Origin of the sequence: Pseudomonas sp. WOUb67 (assembly GCF_050058005.1) — a bacterium.
In the GTDB taxonomy this organism is placed as follows: Bacteria; Pseudomonadota; Gammaproteobacteria; order Pseudomonadales; family Pseudomonadaceae; genus Aquipseudomonas; species Aquipseudomonas putida_R.
The window spans coordinates 4,076,906-4,099,012 of record NZ_CP170112.1 but is presented as its reverse complement, the minus strand read 5'-3'; the positions used below and the strand labels follow the sequence as shown (position 1 = coordinate 4,099,012).

General features: G+C 65.9%; 5 protein-coding genes (1 of these 5 running past the window's edge). 3 read left to right on the top strand and 2 right to left on the bottom strand.

Translation table 11 applies throughout. From position 1 onward, the window contains the following. The first annotated feature begins 13 nt into the window (after positions 1-13). Entirely contained in the window at positions 14-580 is a 567-nt protein-coding gene (gene mntP, locus ABOC32_RS18295) for a manganese efflux pump MntP (RefSeq protein ID WP_426808279.1), read from the top strand. Between the two features lie 72 nt (positions 581-652). On the opposite strand, the gene ABOC32_RS18290 is transcribed toward mntP, so the two are convergent. Together ABOC32_RS18290 and ABOC32_RS18285 are read right to left on the bottom strand one after the other, a co-directional pair. Continuing rightward, complete coding sequence (locus tag ABOC32_RS18290; RefSeq protein ID WP_426808278.1) at positions 653-2,056, bottom strand: efflux transporter outer membrane subunit; 1,404 nt, start codon at positions 2,054-2,056, stop codon at positions 653-655. Between the two features lie 15 nt (positions 2,057-2,071). Then, positions 2,072-2,854 (bottom strand): helix-turn-helix transcriptional regulator, encoded by a 783-nt coding sequence (locus ABOC32_RS18285; RefSeq protein ID WP_426808277.1) that lies wholly within the window; start codon positions 2,852-2,854, stop codon positions 2,072-2,074. A 409-nt stretch (positions 2,855-3,263) separates the two neighbouring features. Here ABOC32_RS18285 and ABOC32_RS18280 point away from each other — a divergent pair, with 409 nt between their 5' ends. Both ABOC32_RS18280 and ABOC32_RS18275 read left to right on the top strand, forming a co-directional pair. Next, positions 3,264-9,605, top strand: coding sequence for an amino acid adenylation domain-containing protein (locus tag ABOC32_RS18280; RefSeq protein WP_426808276.1), 6,342 nt, complete (start codon positions 3,264-3,266; stop codon positions 9,603-9,605). 193 nt (positions 9,606-9,798) lie between these two features. Then, positions 9,799-22,107, top strand: the 5' portion of a protein-coding gene (locus ABOC32_RS18275; protein ID WP_426808275.1) for a non-ribosomal peptide synthase/polyketide synthase. It continues 10,062 nt past the right edge of the window; only the first 12,309 of its 22,371 coding nucleotides appear in the window; its start codon is at positions 9,799-9,801; its stop codon lies off the right edge, out of view.

The following is a 22,107-nucleotide window of genomic DNA, read 5'->3' as shown; positions in this document are numbered from 1 at the left end:
CGGAGCCTGACCGTTGAACGCCATTTCCCTCGTTTTCCTTGCCTTCGCCATGTCCACGGATGCCTTTGCGGCCGCCATCGGCAAAGGCTCGAGCCTGCACAAGCCACGTTTGGTCGAAGCCCTGCGCACCGGCCTGATCTTTGGTGTCATCGAAGCCATCACCCCGGTCATCGGTTGGCTATTGGGCCAGGCGGCCAGCCAGTACGTCGAGCAATGGGACCACTGGATTGCGTTTGTCTTGTTGCTGTTGCTGGGCGCGCACATGGTGCATGCCGGCCTGAAACCGGATGAAGAAGCGGAAGAAAAACAAAGCCAGCACTCATTCTGGATTCTGGCGGTGACGGCGGTAGCGACCAGTATCGATGCCTTGGCGGTAGGCGTAGGCCTGGCGTTCGTCGATGTGAACATCTGGGTAGCGGCTGCGGCAATCGGCCTGGCGACCATGACCATGGTCACGATTGGCACCATGCTCGGCCGGGTGTTGGGTTCGGTGGTGGGCAAGCGTGCCGAGATCATCGGCGGCATCGTGCTGATGCTGGTGGGCGCGACCATCCTGTATGAGCACCTGACAGCGGTGTAGTCACCCAGCGCCGCTTTACGAGCAAGCCACATACCCCATGGCGCCGCACAGGCGGGCTGCACACAACCCGTGTCAGCCCCCTGGGTGCTCTTTCCACCCCCCACCCAACGCCGCATACAGGTTTACCTCTGCCACCAGCTGCGCCAACCGGTCAGTGATCAAACCCTGCTGGGCGCTGAACAACGAGCGCTGCGCATCCAGAAACGTCAGGCTGCTATCCACGCCAACGCGGTAGCGGTGCTCGGCCAGGTCGTAATAGCGCTGGTTTGACGCCACCAGGTCGCGTTGCGCCTGAAGCTGGCGTTGGTAGGTCGCACGCGCTGCCAGGCCGTCCGCGACTTCCTGAAAGGCACGCTGAATGGCTTTCTCGTACTGCGCCACCTGCACGTCCTTCTGCAAACGGGCATAGTCGAGGCTGGCCTGCAGGCTGCCGGCCGTGAACACAGGCAGGCTGATCTGTGGCTGGAACAACCAGGTGCCGGAGCCTGCATCGAACAGGCCATTGAGTTCGGGGCTGGTAGTGCCGGCATTGGCAGTCAGGCTGATAGTGGGAAAAAACGCCGCCCGTGCTGCGCCGATGTTGGCGTTGGCCGCGCGCAGCTGGTACTCGGCCTGGAGAATGTCCGGGCGGCGTTGCAGCAGGTCCGAAGGCAGGCCTGCGGGCAAGCCGGCAATCTGCTCGGCAGCCAGCGGCAGTGCGGCAAGGTCTTCGTCCACCGCGGCGCCTACCAGGACCGTCAACTGGTTGAGGTCCTGTGCCACTTGGCGTTTGTAGCGGGCCACAGCGGCTCGGGTACTGTCGACACTGGTGCGCGCCTGGATCTGGTCCAGGGCCGAACGCGTGCCGGCGCGGCGCTGGTTGCGGGTCAGGCGCAGGCTGCGTTCGTCGGCCACCAGGGTTTCGTTGGCCAGGGTCAGCAGTTCCTGGTCGGCGCGCCAGGTCAGGTACACGCTGGCAACACTGGCCACCAGGCTGAGGTGCGTGCTGCGGTGGGCCTCTTCGCTGGCCAGGTAGGTCATCAGGGCCTGGTCGCCAAGGCTGCGTATGCGGCCAAACAGGTCAAGCTCGTAGGCGCTTACGCCCAGGGTGGTGGCATAGGTCGAGCTGATCATGCCCTGGTCGGTGCCGGTCATGCCCCGCGGCAGGTACTGCCGCTGCCCCTGGCCATCAACGGATACCTTGGGCAGCAGGTCGGCGCGCTGGATACGGTATTGCGCCTGGTAGGCCTCGACGTTGAGCGCGGCCGTGCGCAGGTCACGGTTGTTAGCCAGGGCGTTGCTGATAAGCTGGCGCAGCACCGGGTCCTGGAACACCTGCTGCCAATCCTCGGCAGGCTGGTAATGCCGTGTCTGTGAGGCGTAGGCCACCCCGTGCGGGAATTGTCCGTCAATGGGGGCAGCGGGGCGATGATAGTCAGGGGTTAATGAACACCCGCACAAAAGCACGGCACACAAAGTAAGCGCATGTCGAGGCATTACTGTTTCTCGCTGTCAGGCACCGGCCATCCATTTCGCCAGGCCATGGCGGCCACTGACCCCAAGCTTGGCGGTGGCGCGTTTGAGGTAGGTTTCGACCGAGCTGTTCTTCACATTCAGCCGCTGCGCCATCTCTGGCACCGTACCGCCGGTGAGCAGGCCCAGGCACACTTCCTGTTCACGGGTCGATAGCCGCACCGCTTCCTGCAACAGCCGTTCGCCGAACGAATGCCGTAGCGAACCCGCTTCAAGGTCGGCCAGCGGTGACCCTGCGCGACGGACTGCGCCTTGCTCAAGCAGTTGCCCGTGGTGTTCCACCAGGGGGAGCAGGGTGTCGGACAAACTCTTCAGTTTTGACAGTTCGCTCAGTGAGAATGCCCGCTGGCTGGGTAAACGGTGAAAGCTGATCACCCAGCGTTTGCTGCCACTGCAGGACACCAGGTGGCACTGGTGGGCATTCTCGAGCGATGGGTGAGGGGGCTGTGGCGCCTTGAGTTCGATCAACAACGGGTCTTTCATCTGCATGATGCGCTGCAGCAGCGGTTGCCGCAGGCTGTCTGTATCCGCCGGGGTGGGCCGCAGCCCCGCACTGCCCAGCACGTCAATGCGGCTGGCATTGGCCTGATGCAGGTCGAGGGTCCACTCGCTGAGTTCGAGCCGCTGGATGGGCACTTGAGCTTCGACCAGACGTAGCATCTGTTCGGCAAAGCCTGCAGCACCGGTGCTGGCGATCAGTTCGCCCAGTTGCAGATACAGCTGTGGATCGGGGCGGTATTCGCGGCGGTCGGTCAGCATCATTTCCTTGTCTTCCTCGGTTCTGGATATTGCAACGGTTGGTCTCGCGGTCGAGTACTCCGGGTGGGGTAATGGCGGTATTCAAGCCCGGTGGCGGGCAGGCGTCTGTAATGGAAAACCGGGACAGAAAATGACACTGATCGGTAGTGGCCGTATGGCTCGGGGGCGATAGGTGTAACGGCTGATACAACGTCTAGCCAGCCAATTGACGCCAGAAGCGCGGCGAATCCAGGCTGTTCGCGGCGCACACCGTGTGCAGTAGGCCATCGTGGATGGCCCCTTGTGGCAGATCTCCTACACGTTTTTCAGCAGCACGCCCCTGTGCGACGGTTGTCCGGGATTCAGGGGCCATACAGCTCAGGGTGGCGATGTTTGAATCCGCGGATGATCATTCAGAAGGACCTGCCTAATCATGCCTGCCGCCGAAACCTTTGCCCTGACCGTTGCCCAGCGCGACATCTGGCTGGACCAGCTCAGCCATGGCGATTCGCCGCTGTACAACATCGGCGCCTACGTCGAACTGCAAGGCAGGGTGGATGCCGAGCTGCTGCACCAGGCGCTGCAGCACCTTGTCGCCGAGCATGATGGGCTGCGTACGGTGCTGGTGAGCGAAGGCGGTATTGCCCGCCAGTACTTCGCCGAGCGAATGGATGTGGCACTGGCACGGCACGACCTGCGTCAGGTGGCTGAGCCGTTCGCCGCCGCGCAGGCTTTGCTCAAAGCGCAGATGCAAAAGCCTTATAGCCTGGAGGCCAGCCCGCTATGGGGCGCAACGTTGGTTCGCGTGGCCGAACAACACTACCTGCTGGCTGTGCAGGCGCATCACCTGATACTCGATGGCTGGGGGGTGGATCAGTGGTTCAGGCAGCTCGCCGATTGTTACCGCCTGCTGGAACAGGGGCTGGCGTTGCCGCGCGGCGCGGCATCCTACCAGGCGTTTATCGAGGATGATGCCCAGTATCAGGCCTCGCCGCGCCACAGCAGCGACCGTGACTACTGGTTCGCCAAATACCAGCAACTGCCCGACGCGCTGCTGGCGCCGCGTGACCGCGGTACATCGGGCAACGCCTTGCCCAGTGGTGCGCTGGAGCAACCATTCGACAGCCAGCTGCTGGCGCGCATGCGGCACTTCGCTGCCGGGCTGCAAGCCTCGCCATTCCACGTGCTGCTGGCTGCGCTGCACGTGTGCGTGGCCCGCAGTTGGCAGCGTGACGAGTGGGTCGTCGGGCTGCCCGTGCGCAACCGCAGCAATGCCCGCTTCAAGTCGACCCTGGGGCTGTTCACCCAAGTCAGCGCGCTGCGCATGGGTTTTGGTCGGGAGTGCTCGTTTGCCGCGCTGGTGCAGGGGATTCGCGACGCGTTGAAGCAGGACTTTCGCCACCAGCGCTTTGCCCTGAGCGAGCTCAACCGCAGCCTCGGGGCCCTGCAAGAACAGCGGCCGCAGCTGTTCGAACTGATGGTGTCGTTCGAAGAGGACAGCAATGCGCTGCGCATCGGTGACGCGCCTGGCCACACGGTGATGATCTGCAATGGCCACGAGCCGACGCCGCTGAGTATCCACCTGCGTTGCAACAGCCACAGTGGTGCGGCATACCTGCACCTGGTGCATAACCGCGCCTGGTTTGCCGACGATGACGCCAAGGCGCTGGCCGAGCGTCTTCTGCACATCCTGGAGCAAGGCCTGGAGCACTCGCAAACGCCCATCAACGCATTCGACCTGCTGACCGCGGGTGAACATGCCGCGCTACGGCAGTGGAATGCCACGGCGCTGTCGCCGGCGGCCGTAGGGCAGCCGTTGATCCAGCGCCGTATCGAGGCGCAGGCGAAGGCCCGGCCGCAGGCGCTGGCTGCCCTGCACGAAGGCCAGGCGCTGACCTATGGCGAACTCGACCGCCGTGCCGAACTGATGGCCCAGCACCTCGCAGGGCTGGGCGTGCGGCCAGAGCGGCGGGTGGCAGTGATTGCCCAGCGGGGCCTCGATACCTTGGTGGGCCTGTTGGCCGTGCTCAAGGCCGGTGCCGCTTACGTACCTGTCGACCCGGCCCACCCCCGCGAGCGCCTGGCCTACTTGCTGGAAGACAGCGCACCTGATGTGGTCTTGACACTCTCGCGGCTGGCCGAACGCCTGCCGGCCCATGGCTTGCCGCAGATCGATCTGGATCGGTTCGACTGGGCCGCGACACCGGCCCAGGCGTTCGGGTACGCCGCGCAGTCAGAGCACGATCTGGCCTATGTCATCTATACCTCGGGCTCTACGGGGTTGCCCAAAGGCGTGATGGTCGAGCAGCACATGCTGGCCAACCTGGTTGACTGGCACTGCAGCACCTTCGACATGGGCCCGGGGCGCCACCAGTCGAGCCTGGCCGGTTTCGGTTTCGATGCCATGGCCTGGGAAGTCTGGCCTGCGCTGTGCAGCGGCGCGACCTTGCACCTGGCACCGGTACGCGATGGCGCCGAGGACATCGACGCCTTGCTCGGCTGGTGGCGGGCCCAGCCGCTGGATGTCAGCTTCCTGCCCACGCCGGTGGCCGAGCATGCGTTTGCCCAGGGTGAATTGCACCCGACCCTGCAAACGCTGCTGGTGGGCGGCGACCGCCTGCGACGCCTTGCGCGCGAGCGCCGGTACCGGATAGTCAACAACTATGGCCCTACCGAGACGACAGTGGTGGCCACTTCAGGCCTGGTGCAGGCGGGCGGGCCGCTGCACATTGGGGGGCCGGTGGCCAACACCCACCTGTACGTGCTTGACGATCAGCGCAACCTGCTGCCGATTGGCGCTGCGGGTGAACTCCATATCGGCGGCAAGGGGGTTGCCCGGGGTTATTTCAATCGGCCGCAGATGAGCGCCGAACGCTTTGTCCGGGATCCGTTCAGCAGTGTGCCGGGTGCCCGCATGTACCGCACCGGCGACCTGGTGCGCTGGCTGCCGGACGGTTCGCTCGAGTACCTCGGGCGTAACGATGACCAGGTGAAGATCCGTGGTGTACGGGTTGAGCTGGCCGAGATCGAAACGGCCCTGGCCAGCCATGTGGCTGTGCGCGAGAGCGTGGTGATGCTGCGCGACGGCCAGTTGCAGGCCTGGTTCATCGGTGATCAGGCCGTGACCCCGCGAGCACTGCATGAGCACCTGAGCGAGCGCCTGCCCGTTGCCTTGTTGCCGGTGGCCTATGTGCGCCTGGCCGCCTGGCCATTGACCACCAACGGCAAGCTTGACCGCCGTGCCTTGCCCCTCGCGGATGAAACCGCCAAGGTTCGCCGAGAGCATGAAGCGCCCGTAGGCGACATTGAGCAGCGCCTGGCCCGGCTGTGGGCCGAGTTGCTGCAAGTGGAGCGGGTAGGGCGGCAAGATCATTTCTTCGAATTGGGTGGCCATTCACTGCTGGCTGTTCAGCTGATCGAAAGCATGCGCCAGCAAGGTTTGCAGGCTGATGTACAGGTGCTGTTCGGCCAGTCGACACTGGCCGCGCTGGCGGCCAGCGTGAAGCGCGCAGACGCCGTGACGGTACCGGAGAACGGCGTGGCGCAGGATTGCACGCACATCACGCCCGGCATGCTGGCATTGGCCGAGCTGGACCAGGCCGCCATTGACCGCATTGTTGCCGCAGTCCCGGGAGGCGCCGGTAACGTGCAGGAGATCTACCCCTTGGCCCCGCTGCAACAGGGGTTGCTGTATCACCATGTCGCCGACGAGAACGACCCGTACCAGCAACACGCCTTGTTCACCTTCGCCAGCCGCGGGCACTTGCAAGCTTTTGTCGATGCCCTGCAGAAGGTGATCGACCGCCATGACATCCTGCGCACCAGCCTGGCCTGGGAGGGCCTGGAGCATCCACAACAGGTGGTGTGGCGTAACGCACGCCTGCCGGTCGAACACTGGCAAGGCCCCGCCGGGCAACTGCGCAGCCATTTCAACCCGCAGCAAAGGCCACTGGACTTGCGCCAGGCACCGATGATGGCGCTGGTATACAGCGAAGATGCCAGCCAGGGCCGCTGGTTGGGCTTGTTGCGCTTTCACCACCTGGTCAACGATGCCATTTCCCTGCAAGTGCTTCTCGGCGAGCTTGCAGCGTTCATGGCCGGGCGCGGTGAAAACCTGCCCACGCCCGTGGCCTATCGGGACTACGTAGCCATCAGCGCCAGTGCCGAGCGCCAGGCCGGGCATGAAGCGTTCTTCCGGGCGCAGTTCGCCGGTCTTGAGCCACACGCGCCGCTTCCAGGGCTGGGTGGTGCAGCGGTCGACGAACAGGACCTGGAGAGCCGCGAGCTCAGGCTCGATAGCGCGTTCGCCCTCGGGTTGCGCCGGCAGGCGCGGCACCAGGGTGCCAGCCTTGCCAGCCTGCTGCACCTGGCCTGGGCGCAGGTACTCGGCGCCTTGGGCGGGCGTGACGAGGTCGTCCTCGGTAGCGTGTTGCTGGGGCGCAGCGTGGCAGGCCCTGGCGCCGGCCGCGCCATGGGCATGTTCATCAACAGCTTGCCGCTGCGCATCACGCTTGCGCACCGTTCGCCCGCACAGGCACTGGGTGAAACCCATGCCAGCCTGGCGGCCTTGCTTGCCCATGAAGACGCGCCGTTGACCCTGGCCCAGCGTTGCAGCGGTTTGCCAGCGGGCACAGGCTTGTTCGACAGCCTGATCAACTACCGCCAGGGTGCAGTGCCGTTCGGGCAGGTGCTGCCGGGGGTGGAACTGGCCGAAGCCAGCGAGGTACAGAGCCACAGCCTGGTGCTGACCGTGGATGAACACGCTGACGCGTTGCAGCTGGCTGTCCGGGCCCCGCGTGCCATTGGCGCGCAGCGCGTACTGGCGTTCATGTTGACGGCCCTGCAACAGCTGCAGGACGCACTTGCCAACCACAGCAGTACAGGGATGCAGGCGCTGCGCGCAGTGCCTGAGGGTGAGTTGCAACACCTGTTGTCGGGCTTCAACAGCACTGAAGACTGCAGCAGCCCGACCGGGCAGACCCTGCCTGCATTGTTCGAGGCCCAGGTTAGGCGAACGCCCGACGCCATCGCGCTGCAGGTGGACGATGTCAGCCTCGACTATGCGACGCTGAACGCCCAGGCCAATCGCCTGGCCCATCACCTGGCAAGCCAAGGCGTTGGCCCCGATTGCCGGGTGGCGGTGTGCATCGAGCGTGGCGTCTCGCTGATGGTCGCCTTGCTGGGCGTGCTCAAGGCAGGGGGTGCCTACGTGCCGATGGACCCTGGCTACCCGCAGGAGCGTCTGCGCTTCATGCTGCAGGACTGCACCCCGACCCTGGTACTGGTGCACGGTGCCACCCTGGGGCTGTTCAGCTCATTGCCTTGCCGCTTGCTGGACCTTGACAGCCGTACCTGGCAGGCCGGGCCGGGCGACGACCCCAAGGTGCAAGGGCTCGGGGCATCGCAGCTGGCCTACGTGATGTACACCTCGGGTTCCACCGGTACCCCCAAGGGGGTGATGATCGAGCACCGCGGGCTGTGCAACCTGATGCACTGGGGCTCGCGTATCTGCCCGCCGCGCCCGGGCGCTGCCTTGCTGCAGCGGGCGCCGTTCACCTTCGACGGCTCGGTGTGGGAGCTGTTCTGGCCGTTGACCGCCGGCTTGCGCCTGGTCCTGGCGCGGCCCGATGGCCATCGCGACCCGGCGTACATGGCGCAACTGATCCAGCAGCAGCAGGTGAACATCGTCAAGTTCGTACCGGCACTGCTGCATCAGTTTCTGGAACAGCCCCAAGCCGCGCAGTGCTCAAGCCTGACCGATATTTTCTGCGGTGGTGGCGAGTTGACCCTGGCGCTGGTGCAAAGCGTACGCCAGCGCTTGCCCAACGCCCGCCTGCACAATGTCTACGGCCCCACGGAGGCCACGGTAGACAGCACTGCGTGGACCTTGCATGCGCATGAACCGTTGCCCACGCAGGCTCCGCCAATCGGGCGACCAATCGTCAACACCCGCGTGTATGTGCTCGATGCCCATGACCGGCCGGTACCCTTGGGCGCGGTGGGGCAGCTGCATATCGGGGGTGTCGGGGTGGCCCGCGGCTACCTGGGGTTGCCGCAACTGCAGGCCGAGCGTTTCATCGCCAGCCCGTTCGTGGAGGGTGATCGCCTGTATCGCACCGGTGACCTGGTGCGCTACCGCGCAAACGGCGAACTCGACTTCATCGGCCGTGACGACTTCCAGGTCAAGCTGCGCGGTTTGCGGGTCGAGCTGGGCGAAATCGAAGCCTCGTTGGCCGCGCACCCTGCGGTGGGGCAGGCGGTGGTGCTGATGCGCGAAGAGCGCCTGGTGGCTTACTTCACCTGCCGCGATGGCCTGCAGGCACCGGCACTGGAGGCGCTGCGCAGTCATCTGTTGGCGCGCATGCCCGAATACATGGTGCCGCAGGCGTTCGTGGGTTTGTCCGAGTTGCCGTTGAGCCTGAACGGCAAGGTCGACCGCAAGGCGTTGCCGGCCCCTGGCGCGCAGGCGGTGATCAGCCGGGAGTACCAGGCACCGCTGGGTGAGCTGGAAACAGCGCTTGCCGGGATCTGGACCGAGGTGCTGAAGATCGAGCAGGTCGGCCGTGACGACAACTTCTTCGAACTGGGCGGGCACTCGCTGCTCGCTGTCAGCCTGGTCGCGCGCATGCGCCAGGCCGGGTTGTACGTGGACGCCCGCACACTCTTCAGCCAGCCGACCCTGGCCGGGTTGGCGGCCAGCACCCGACGCGAGCAGGTTGAGGCGGTGATACCGCAAACAACCATTCCCAGCCTGGGCAAACGCAGGCGTATCTGACGGGTTCGCCCGGTTTTTCTGGTGTCGTCGACATCAAGCGCCGCCCGCACGGCGCTTGATGGTCGCCTCACCCATACCCTGAGACGTACCGCTCAAATCCGTCTCTGTCCCCGCTTCCCATGTCAGACCGTTCGGTCACGATCCTTTAGCGTTTCCACCATTCCCCTTTCCAGGCAAAGCAGGATGCTTACCGATGCACTTCAGCGAACTGATGGCTGCTCTTTCCACTCGTGCGATCCGACTCCAGCGTGAAGACCAGGACCTGATCGTCCTCGGCGACGACGACACCCTGGACGACCATTTGTGGGAGGCGTTGTCTCGGCACAAGCCGGCCTTGCTGGAGATGCTTGCCGAACAGGATGATGACTGGCTCAGCCCGGCATTTCGGATTACCCCCGACATGCTGCCCCTGGTCACACTGGACCAGGCAGCCATCGACCGTATCGTCGACAGCGTGCCGGGCGGCGCGGCCAACGTGCAGGACATCTACCCGCTGGCGCCGCTGCAGCAGGGCATGCTGTACCACCACCTGTCCGCCAGCGATGGCGACCCTTACCTGTCGCAGGTGCAACTGCGCTTCGCCAGCAAGGCCCGCCTGGACGCCTTTGCCCAGGCGTTGCAGTGGGTCATCCAGCGCCACGATAGCCTGCGTACCGCTTTGCATTGGGAATACCTCGATGCGCCCGTGCAAGTGGTCTGGCGCGAGGCGGCACTGGTGCGTGAGGCCGTGCCACTGGCAGGGAGAAGCGCCCTGGCCGGCCTGTGTGAACGCTTCGACCCGCGCCATTACCGCCTCGACCTGCGCCAGGCGCCGCTGATGCAATTGATGCATGCGCAGGGCGAGGGTGATGAATGGGTGGCCCTGTTGATGTTCCACCACGTGATCATGGACCACACCGCGCTGGACATCGTGCGCCGTGAAATCCAGGCGCACCTGGCCGGTACGTCCGCGCAACTGCCTGCCCCCATGCCGTTTCGCAATGTGCTGGCCGCAGCCCGCCAGGCCCTGGACGAACAGGCCCATGAGCGCTTCTTCGGCGAGATGCTGGCCGACATCGACGAGCCGACACTTGCCTTCGGCCTGCAGGGCAAGACAGACCACCCCCTTCAGCAGGCCCGCCATACCCTGGCGCCGGCGCTCAGCCAGCGCCTGCGCAACCAGGCCCGGCTACTTGGGGTGAGCCCGGCCAGCGTGCTGCACCTGGGCTTTGCGCGGCTGATCGGGCAGCTTTCTGCACGCCAGGCAGTGGTGTTCGGTAGCGTGCTGCTGGGCCGCATGACCACCGGCGACGGAGGCGAGCAGGCGCTGGGCATGTTCATCAACACCTTGCCACTGCGCATCGACCTTGGTCAGCAGGCAGTCCGTGACGGGCTGCTGGCCACCCATGCGCGGCTCAGCGCTTTGCTTGCCCACGAACAGGCATCGCTGGCCCTGGCTCAACGCTGCAGCGGTGTGGCGGCACCGGCGCCGCTGTTCAACAGCATGCTCAACTACCGTCACAGCGATGCCGGGGATGCCGCCGAGGTCATTCCTGTGGCACCTGGCATCGACATCGTCGGGGCCGAGGAACGTACCGACTATCCGCTGACCGTCAGCGTCGATGACCTGGGGCTGGACCTGCGCCTGACCGTGCAAAGCCTGCCGCAATGGGATGCCGCACGGCTGTGCCGGCAGTTCGAACAGGTGCTGGCCAGCCTGGTCGATGCCCTGGAACAGGCACCTGCCACGCCATTGCAGGCGCTGGCGGTGCTGCCGCCGGTTGAGCGTGAGCAGGTCGTGCAGCAGTTCAACGCCACTGCCCGGCACTACCCACAGGGCCACACCGTGCATGCGCTGGTCGAGGCCCAGGCGGCCCGGGCCCCCGACGCGCGCGCACTGCTGCAGGACGGGCAGGCGCTGAGCTACGGTGAATTGAACCGGCAAGCCAACCGGCTGGCCCACCAGTTGCTCGCCCAGGGCGTGCAAGTGGGCGACCGGGTCGCCCTGTGCCTGCCGCGCAACGGCAGGCGCCTGGTAGGCCTGCTGGCAGTGCTCAAGGCTGGCGCTGCTTACGTGCCGGTCGATCCTGCCTACCCGGCCGAGCGCATTGCCTACCTGTTGACCGACAGCGCCCCGGCACTGGTGCTGGCGCAAACGGGTATCGAAGGCCTGCCGCCAGAGGTGCCACGCCTGAACCTGGACCAGGCCAATGCCTATGGCAGCATCGACAGCAACCCGCAGCTGCCCGCGCTGGACGCGCGGCAACTGGCCTACCTGGTCTACACCTCGGGCTCCACCGGCCAACCCAAGGGCGTGATGATCGAACACCACACCTTGGCCAACCTGGTGCACTGGCACTGTGAGGCCTTTGCCGTGGATGCCGATGCGCATACCTCCAGCGTCGCCGGCTTCGGCTTTGACGCCATGGCCTGGGAAGTGTGGCCAACCTTGTGCGCCGGGGCGACATTGCACCTGCCACCGCCCCCTATCGCCAACGAGCACGTCGACGAGTTGCTCGACTGGTGGCTGCAGCAGCCGCTCACGGTCAGCTTCCTGCCCACCCCGGTGGCCGAGCAGGCCTTGCGCCGCGAGCAACAGCACCCGACCTTGCGCACCTTGCTGGTGGGTGGCGACCGGCTGCGCCAGTTCGACCGTGACCCGGGCTTTGCCCTGGTCAACAACTATGGCCCGACCGAGACCACGGTGGTGGCGACCTCGGGGCGCATCCTGCCTGGCGGCGTGTTGCATATCGGGCAGCCGGTTGCCAATACCCGGGTCTATGTGCTGGATGAAGGCTTGCAGCCCGTCCCCGTCGGCGTTACCGGCGAGCTCTACATCGGCGGTGCGCAAGTGGCACGTGGCTACTTCAATCGCCCGGACCTGACCGAACAACGCTTCCTTGCCGACCCGTTCAGCACCCAGGCCAACGCACGGATGTACCGCAGCGGTGACCTGGTGCGCTGGAACGCCGACGGCACCCTCGACTACCTCGGGCGCAACGATGACCAGGTAAAAATCCGCGGTGTGCGGGTGGAGCTTGGTGAAATCGAAGCCGCAATCAGTGCGCAACCGGGTATCGGCGATGCCGTGGTGCTGGTACGCGGCGATCGCCTGCTGGCCTGGTACACCGACACCAACCCGGTTGGCCCGCAAGCCCTGCGTGAGGCCCTGCTGGCCAGCCTGCCTGCACAACTGCTGCCAGTGGCATTCATCCGCCTGGACGAACTGCCCCTGACCAGCCACGGCAAGCTGGACCGCCGGGCGCTGCCCGACCCGGACTCGTCGGAACTGTTCGGCCAGCAATACGAAGCGCCCCAAGGCGCGACCGAAGCTGGCATGGCAAGGGTCTGGGCCGAGGTGCTGGGGGTGGAGCAAGTCGGGCGGCACGACAACTTCTTCGAACTGGGCGGCCACTCGCTGCTGGCCGTGACCCTGGTCGAGCGCCTGCGCAAGGCGGGCCTGCTGATCGATGTACGGGTACTGTTCGCCCAGCCGACCGTGGCGGCACTGGCGGCCGTGGTGGGGACAGGCCAGGAAGTCGCAGTACCGGCCAACCGGGTGCCGCCAGGTGCAGAACGTATTACACCGGACATGCTCAGCCTTGTAGCGGTGGACCAGGCCGTGATCGACCGAGTCGTCGCCAGCGTGCCCGGTGGGGCTGGCAACGTGCAGGAAATCTACCCTTTGGCACCGCTGCAACAGGGTGTGCTCTACCATCACCTGAGCGCCGAACAGGGCGACCCCTACCTGCTGCAGACCCGCCTGGCCTTCGACAGCGTCGAGCGGCTTCTGGCCTGGGCCGGGGCCTTGCAACAGGTGATCGACCGTCACGACATCCTGCGGACTGCCGTGCACTGGCAGGGCCTGCCTCAGCCGGTACAGGTGGTGTGGCGCAAAGCGCAGCTGTGCGTCAGTGAAATCGATGACCTGCCCGAACAGGAAGGCGCCGAACGCATCGACCAGTTGCACGCTCGCTTCGACGCCCGCCAGCACCGCATGGACTTGCACCAGGCGCCGCTGACCCGGCTGTACTACAGCCTGGACCCGGCCAACCACCAGGTGGTGGCGATTCTGCTGTTCCACCACCTCACCCTCGACCACACGGCCATGGACGTGGTTGCCCGCGAAATGCGCGCGCTGCTGTTCGGCCAGGGGCACACCCTGCCGCCCGCCGTGCCGTATCGCAACTATGTGGCCCAAGCCTGCCTGGGTGACCACAGCGGGCATGAAGCGTTCTTCCGTGAGATGCTGGCAGATGTCGATGAGCCGACCTTGCCGCTGGGCCTGGCCGATGTGCAGGGCGATGGCCGTGACATCGAAAGCGCAGCGCATGCGCTGGACGACGCCGTGGCGCAGCGCTTGCGCAGCCAGGCCAGGCAACTGGGTGTCAGTGCCGCCAGCCTGATGCACCTGGCCTGGGCCCGCGTGCTGGGCGTGCTGGCCAACCGCAGCGACGTGGTGTTCGGCACCGTGTTGATGGGGCGCCTGCAAGGCGGCGAGGGCGCCGACCGGGCCTTGGGCATGTTCATCAATACCTTGCCGCTGCGGGTTGATACCACGGCGCCGGTACAGGCTGGCGTACGTAGCACTCACCGCAATCTGTCGGCACTGCTGGCCCATGAACACGCGCCCCTGGCCCTGGCCCAACGCTGCAGCGGCGTGGCAGCTTCGGCGCCGTTGTTCAGCGCGCTGCTCAACTACCGGCACAGTGCCGATGATGCACCGCGCGAAGGCGAGGGCATCTGGGAGGGCGTGCGCCTGCTGGGCGGCGAAGAACGCAGCAACTACCCCTTGACCCTGAGCGTCAACGACCTGGGCCGCGGCTTTACCTTCAGCGTGCTGGCCGTGCCCGTCATTGGCGCAGCGCGGGTGGCCGGGTGGATGGCCAACGCCGTCGCGCAACTGGTCCTGGCGCTGGAACAAGGCCAAGGCACCACGGTGGGCAGCCTGCCTGTTCTGGGGGCTGCGGACTGCCAGCAGCTGCTGGGCAGCTTCAACGCAACGGCACAAGCCTACCCACAGGGGCAAACCGTGCATGCGCTAATCGAAGCCCAGGCTGCTCGTACACCCGATGCCAGTGCAGTGAGCCAGGGTGACCAGACGCTCAGTTACGGCGAGCTGAACCTGCGCGCAAACCAGCTGGCGCACCGCCTGATCGCCGATGGCGTGCGGTGTGGCGACCGGGTTGCCCTGTGCGCGGGCCGCCACTGCGAGCGGATCATCGGCCTGCTTGCAGTACTGAAAGCCGGCGCGGCCTATGTGCCGGTGGACCCGGCGTATCCGGCCGAGCGTATAGCCTACCTGCTGGCCGACAGCGCCCCGGTGCTGGTGCTGGCAGACTCGCACACTGTCGGGCTGCCCGGCGATATCCCTCGGCTGGACCTTGACCAGCCAGGCGCATTCCACAGCCGGGCCGACAACCCACAGGTGCAGGGGCTGGATGCACATCAACTGGCGTACCTGGTGTATACCTCGGGTTCCACCGGCCAGCCCAAAGGGGTAATGGTCGAGCACCACACTTTGGTCAACCTGGTGCACTGGCACTGCCAGGCCTTCGCCCTGGAGGCCGGCGACCGCACGTCAAGCGTGGCGGGCTTTGGTTTCGACGCCATGGCCTGGGAGCTGTGGCCGGCGTTGTGTGCAGGTGCCACGCTGCACCTGCCGCCAGCGCACATCGGCAACGAACACGTCGAGGAACTGCTGAACTGGTGGCTGGAACAGCCCCTGGTGGTCAGCTTCCTGCCTACCCCGGTGGCCGAGCAGGCCTTACGCCGTTCACGCCAGCATCCGACCCTGCGCACCCTGTTGGTCGGTGGCGACCGGCTGCGCCATTTCGACCGCGACCCGGGGTTTGCCTTGGTCAACAACTACGGCCCGACCGAAACCACGGTGGTGGCGACTTCGGGTGTGCTGCTGCCAGGGGCCGCACTGCATATCGGCAAGCCCGTCGCCAACACCCGGGCCTACGTGCTGGACGAACACCGCCAGCCGGTGCCGGTCGGCGTTACGGGCGAGCTGTACATTGGCGGTGCCCAGGTGGCACGCGGCTACTTCAACCGCCCGGAACTGACTGAGCAGCGCTTCCTGGCCGACCCGTTCAGCCGGCTGCCGGGCGCACGCATGTACCGCAGTGGCGACCTGGTGCGCTGGAACACCGACGGCACCCTGGACTACCTGGGCCGCAACGACGACCAGGTGAAAATCCGCGGAGTGCGGGTGGAACTGGGCGAGATCGAAGCCGCGCTGGCCGCCCAGGAGGGTATCCGCGATACCGTCGTGCTGGTTCGCGACGAACGCCTGCTGGCCTGGTTTACCGAAACGGCAGCCGTGGCAGTGGGCAGCCTGCGCCAGGCGCTGCAGGCCTGCCTGCCCGCGCATATGCTGCCACAGGCCTTTATCCGCCTGGACGAACTGCCGCTGACCAGCCATGGCAAGCTTGACCGTCGGGCGCTGCCGGAGCCGGACACGGCCGACCTGGTCGGGCATGGCTATGAAGCCCCAGTGGGCGATACCGAAGCGGCCGTGGCACAGGTATGGGCCGAGGTACTGGGCGTGGACCGGGTAGGGCGGCATGACAATTTCTTCGAATTGGGCGGCCACTCGTTGCTGGCGGTTACCTTGATCGAGCGCTTGCGCCAACAGGGCCTGCCAACCGATGTGCGTGTGTTGTTCGGCCAACCGACGGTTGCGGCGCTGGCTGCCGCCCTCGGCAAAGGCCGGCAAGTGGTTATACCCGACAACGGTATTCCGGCCGGCTGCACGCAAATCACGCCGCAGATGCTGGCGCTGGTGACGCTGCACCAGGCGGCCATCGAGCGCATCGTCGCCACGGTGCCTGGCGGTGCTGCCAATGTGCAGGACATCTACCCGCTGGCGCCGCTGCAGGAAGGCATCCTTTACCACCATCTTCGCGCAGCCGGTGAAGACCCGTACTTGCTGCAATGGCCCATCGTCTTCGACAGCCAGCAGCGCCTGCAGGCCTTTGCCGGCGCACTGGACAAAGTCATCGCCCGCCACGATGTGCTGCGCACCGCCGTGCTCTGGGATGGCCTGGCCCAGCCCGTGCAAGTGGTACTGCGCAAGGTTCCGCCGGTTGGGCAGGAAACCTGTGGCAGCGAAGCGTCCGGCACTGACCTTGATCTGGCCCAGGCCCCTTTGATTCGCTTGCGCTACAGCGCTTCGGGCGGCCCCATCAAAGCCACCCTGCAGTTCCACCACATCGTCCTCGACCATACCGCGATGAAAGTGGTGCTGGAAGAAATCCGTGATCATCTGCACGGCCTGCCACCGACGCAACTGCCGGTACCGTACCGCAACTATGTTGCCCAGGCGCGCCTGGCCATCAGCGAAGCCGAACACGAAGCCTTTTTCCGTGCCGGGCTCGCCGATATCGACGAGCCGACCTTGCCCTATGGCCTGGCCGACATGCAGGGCCGGGCCGGCGACTTCGACCTTGCCAGCGTGGCACTGCTGCCCCCGCAGTACCAGCGCCTGCGCGACCAGGCCCGGCAACTGGGCGTGAGTGCCGCGAGCCTGGTGCACCTGGCCTGGGCGCGGCTGGTCGCCGCCACCAGCGGCAACGACAGCGTGGTATTTGGCACGGTGTTGCTCGGCCGCCTGCAAGGCGGTGCCGGCGCCGACCGTGGCCTGGGCATGTTCATCAATACCTTGCCGCTGCGCCTGGACCTGCAAGGGTTGAGTGTGCGCGAAGGGGTCCGCCAGGCCCATCAGCGGCTTGCTGCGCTGCTGGTGCATGAACACGCTTCGCTGGCACTGGCCCAGCGTTGCAGTGGCGTGAAGGCCCCGGCGCCGCTGTTCAGCGCCATGATCAATTACCGCCACGGTGCCACGGCCAGTGAGCGGCAGGCGCGTCACCAGGCACTGGAAGGGATAGAAGTACTGCCGGCAGGCGGGCATGGCAACTACCCGCTCAGCGTCAACGTCGATGACCTTGGCGACGGGCTGCGCATCACCGCGCAGGTGGCCCCGCAGGTGGGCGCCCAGCGCGTGTGTGACCAGTTGCAGCAGGCAATCATTGGCTTGCTGGATGCGCTCGAGCATCAGCCAGGCCTGCCTGTGCAGCAGCTTTCGGTGCTGACACCCGCCGAGCGCCAGCAGTTGCTGGCCAGCCAGCCCCCCCGGCTGCAAGGGCTTGAGCAGCCGCTGCATACCCTGTTCGAGGCGCAGGTGCGCCGCTCCCCCGACGCCATTGCGCTGGAGGCCGAGGACGGTGAACTGAGCTATCGCCAGCTTGACGAGCAGGCCAACCGCCTGGCCCATCACCTGATCGCCCTGGGGGTTGAACCCGATGATCGTGTGGCAATCTGTGTTGAACGCGGGCTGAGCCTGCCGGTTGGCTTGCTGGCGATTCTCAAGGCCGGGGCTGCCTACGTGCCGGTCGACCCCGGTTACCCGGCCGAACGTATTCGGCACATGCTGGCTGACAGTACGCCACGGGCAGTGCTGGTGCATGGCGCCACCCGTCACATCGCCGCCGCTGCGCAGGCGCCGGTGATCGACCTTGACCAACCGTGCTGGGCCGAGCAACCGATAAGCAACCCGCGGGTACCTGGCCTTGGCGCGGAGCATCTGGCCTATGTGATCTACACCTCGGGCTCCACCGGCCTGCCCAAGGGCGTGATGGTCGAGCACCGCAACGTGGTCAACCTGGTGCAATGGAGCCGGCGCCTGATTCCGACTGCGGGCGAGGGGGGTGTATTGCACAAGACCCCGGTCAGTTTCGACGCATCGGTCTGGGAACTGTTCTGGCCGCTGTGCAGCGGCTTGCGCCTGGTGCTGGCACGCCCCGACGGCCAGCAAGATCCCGCCTACCTGGTGCAGTTGATCCAGGCGCGACGGGTAGCCGTGGTGCAGTTCGTACCCGCCTTGCTCCAGCAATTCCTCGAACAGCCAGGCAGCAGCAACTGCACCAGCCTGACCGACATCGTCTGCGGCGGTGGTGAACTGACCGAAGCCCTGGCAGCCCAGGTGCGCCAACGCTTGCCGCTGGTACGCCTGCACAACGTGTATGGCCCCACCGAAACCACGGTGGATTGCAGCGTGTGGACGCTGGCCCCTGATGCTGCATTGCCACAACGGGCGTTGCCGATCGGCAAGCCGATCGATAACACCCGGCTCTACGTGCTGGACCCTTACGACCAGCTTGTGCCGTGGGGGGTAGCCGGCGAGCTGCACATCGGCGGCGCCGGCGTGACACGTGGGTACCTGGGCCTGCCCGAGCAACAGGCCGAGCGTTTCATCGCCAACCCGTTCGTCGAAGGCGAGCGCCTGTACCGCAGTGGCGACCTGGTACGCCTGGGGCAGGACGGCAACCTGATGTTCCTTGGCCGCGCCGACCAGCAGATCAAACTGCGCGGCCTGCGTATCGAACCTGGCGAAATCGAAGCCTGCCTGACCGCCATGCCGGATGTGCGTGAAGCGGTCGTGCTCGCGGTCGACGACGCGCGCCTGGTGGCCTGGTACACCGGGGTTTCGCAGCCCTCGCAGAGCCTGCGCGAGGCATTGCTGGCACACCTGCCCGAGTACATGGTGCCGGCCTTGTACATCCATCTCGAGGCACTGCCACTCACGCCCAACGGCAAGCTCGACCGCAAAGCGCTGCCGGCAGCGGATGCTGCACTGCATGGGTGCCCTTATGAGGCACCGTTCGGGGCTACCGAACGCCTCCTTGCGCGGCTGTGGGAAGAGCTGCTCGGTGTGCAGCAAGTCGGCCGCCACGACAACTTCTTCGAACTTGGCGGCCATTCATTGCTGGCTGTCAGCCTGACTGCACGCCTGCGGCTGGAGGGCCTGCAAGTCGATGTTCGCACCCTGTTCGGCCAACCGACCATCGCGGCGCTGGCCACGACCCTGGGCGCCAACCAGCAGGTGAGCGTGCCCGAAAACCGTATACCCGCAGGATGCACGCACATTACTGCAGACCTGCTCAGCCTGATCGACCTCGACCAGGCCTCCATCGAGCGCATTGTCGCCCAGGTCCCTGGTGGTGCGGCCAACGTTCAGGACATCTACCCCCTGGCACCCTTGCAGGAAGGCATCCTGTATCACCATCTGAGCGCCGAGCACGACCCCTACGTGCTCTTCTCCAGGCTGCGCTTCTCAAGCTTCGAGCGTTTGCAGGCCTTTGCAGCTGCCCTGGACCAGGTCATTGCCCGCCACGACGTGCTGCGCACCGCCATCCTCTGGGAGGGGCTACCCCAGCCCGTCCAGGTGGTGCTGCGCAGCGCCAGGCTGTCGCTGACCCCTGCAGGCGCAGCCTTGCACTGCGAAGAAGCCACCCCGGCACTCGACCTGAGCCAGGCGCCGCTGATCCGCCTGCTGTACACCGACTCGGATGGCCCCATTGAAGCCACCTTGCAGTTCCACCACATTGTCCTCGACCACACCGCCCTTGAGGTCATTGGCGAAGAGCTGACCGCCCACCTGCAAGGCGCCCCGGCACCGGCCCACCTGCCGGTGCCATACCGCAACTACGTGGCCCAGGCCCGCCTGGGCACCAGCCAGGCCGAGCACGAGGCGTTCTTCCGTGAACAACTGGCGGATATCGATGAGCCGACCCTGCCGTTCGGCCTCAGTGACGTACAAGGCGACGGACGTGGCATGGAAGAAGCCAGCCTGCCGCTCACGGCCGAACTTGCAGCACGCCTGCGCCAGCACGCCCGGCAGCTGGGTATCAGCGTTGCCAGCCTGTTCCACCTGGCCTGGGCCCGCCTGCTGGCAGCCGCCAGTGGCAAACACAACGTGGTATTCGGCACCGTGCTGCTGGGCCGCCTGCAGGGCGGTGAGGGTGCGGAGCGGGCATTGGGTGTGTTCATCAACACCTTGCCGCTGCGTGTCGATCTCGCCGACACCGACCTGCGTAGCGCAGCCCAGGCGGTGCATCAGCGGTTGAGTGCACTGCTGGCCCATGAACACGCCTCCCTGGCCCTGGCCCAGCGCTGTAGCGGCGTGGCCGCGCCGTTGCCACTGTTCAGTGCCATGCTCAATTACCGTCATGGTGCCGAGCGCGATGCTTCGCAGCGCCAAGGCTGGGAAGGCATAGAAGTGCTCCAAGGGCAGGAGCGCACCAATTACCCGCTGAGCCTGAACGTGGATGACCTGGGTGCAGGGTTCCGGCTGGTGGCCATGACACCGGTCGAGATCGGTGCAGCGCGCATCTGCGGGCAGATGAACCAGGTGCTGCAGGCCATGGTCGGGGCCCTGGAGCACACACCAACCCTGGCGGTGCAGCGCTTGCCAGTGCTGGAGCCTGCGGAACGCCAGCAGGTGCTGGTGGGCTTCAATGACACGGCGGTGGATTACAACCTGGCGCAGACGCTGCACGGCATGATCGAGGCGCAGGTTGCGCGCACCCCGGATGCCCTCGCAGTGCGGGCCGAAGAGGGCGAGCTGAGCTACCGGCAGCTCAACGAACAGGCCAACCGTTTGGCGCACCACCTGATTACTCTGGGGGTAAAACCCGATGATCGGGTGGCGATCTGCGTCGAACGTGGGCTTTCGATGGTGGTGGGGCTGCTGGCCATCCTCAAGGCCGGGGGTGCCTATGTGCCTGTCGACCCGGATTACCCAGCCGAGCGTGTACGTCACATGCTCAGCGACAGCGCGCCGGTGGCGGTGCTGGTGCATGCGGCCACCCGGCATGTGCCGGACACCGGGCTGCTGATCGACCTGGATGCGCCGAGCTGGAGCGGCTTGCCAGCGAGCAACCCGGTGGTTGCAGCGCTGACCCCGCAGCACCTGGCCTACGTGATCTACACCTCGGGCTCGACCGGGCTGCCCAAAGGTGTGATGAACGAGCACGCCGGGGTGGTCAACCGCCTGTTGTGGATGCAGGACGCCTACGGCCTGCACGCCGACGACGTGGTCCTGCAGAAGACACCGTTCAGCTTCGACGTGTCGGTGTGGGAATTCCTCTGGCCCTTGCAGACCGGCGCACGCCTGGTCATGGCTCGGCCGGGCGGGCACCGCGACCCCGAGTACCTGCGTGAGGTCATTGCCCGCGAAGGCGTCACCACCCTGCATTTCGTGCCTTCGATGCTGGACGTATTCCTATCTTCAGCAACAGGCACAGGAGCAGCCCATACCCCGACAGTTGCACCTTCCCCACAATTGGCCCGTGTGCTGTGCAGCGGCGAGGCGCTGCCAGGCAGCCTGGTGCGGCGCTTCCACGCACAGTTGCCAACGGTAGAACTGCACAACCTGTACGGCCCGACCGAAGCCGCGGTGGATGTCAGCGCCTGGCACTGCCTGAGCGCCCCCGACAACACCCCCATCGGCAAGCCCATCGCCAACACCACGCTCTATGTGCTCGATGAGCAACGCCAGCCCGTCCCGCAGGGCGTTGCCGGCGAGCTGTATATCGGCGGTGTCCAGGTGGCCCGCGGTTACCTGAACCGCGCCGAGCTGACCGCCGAACGCTTCATCGACGACCCGTTCAGCACCCGCCCGGGCGCACGCCTGTACCGCACCGGCGACCTGGCGCGGCACCTGGCGGACGGCCAC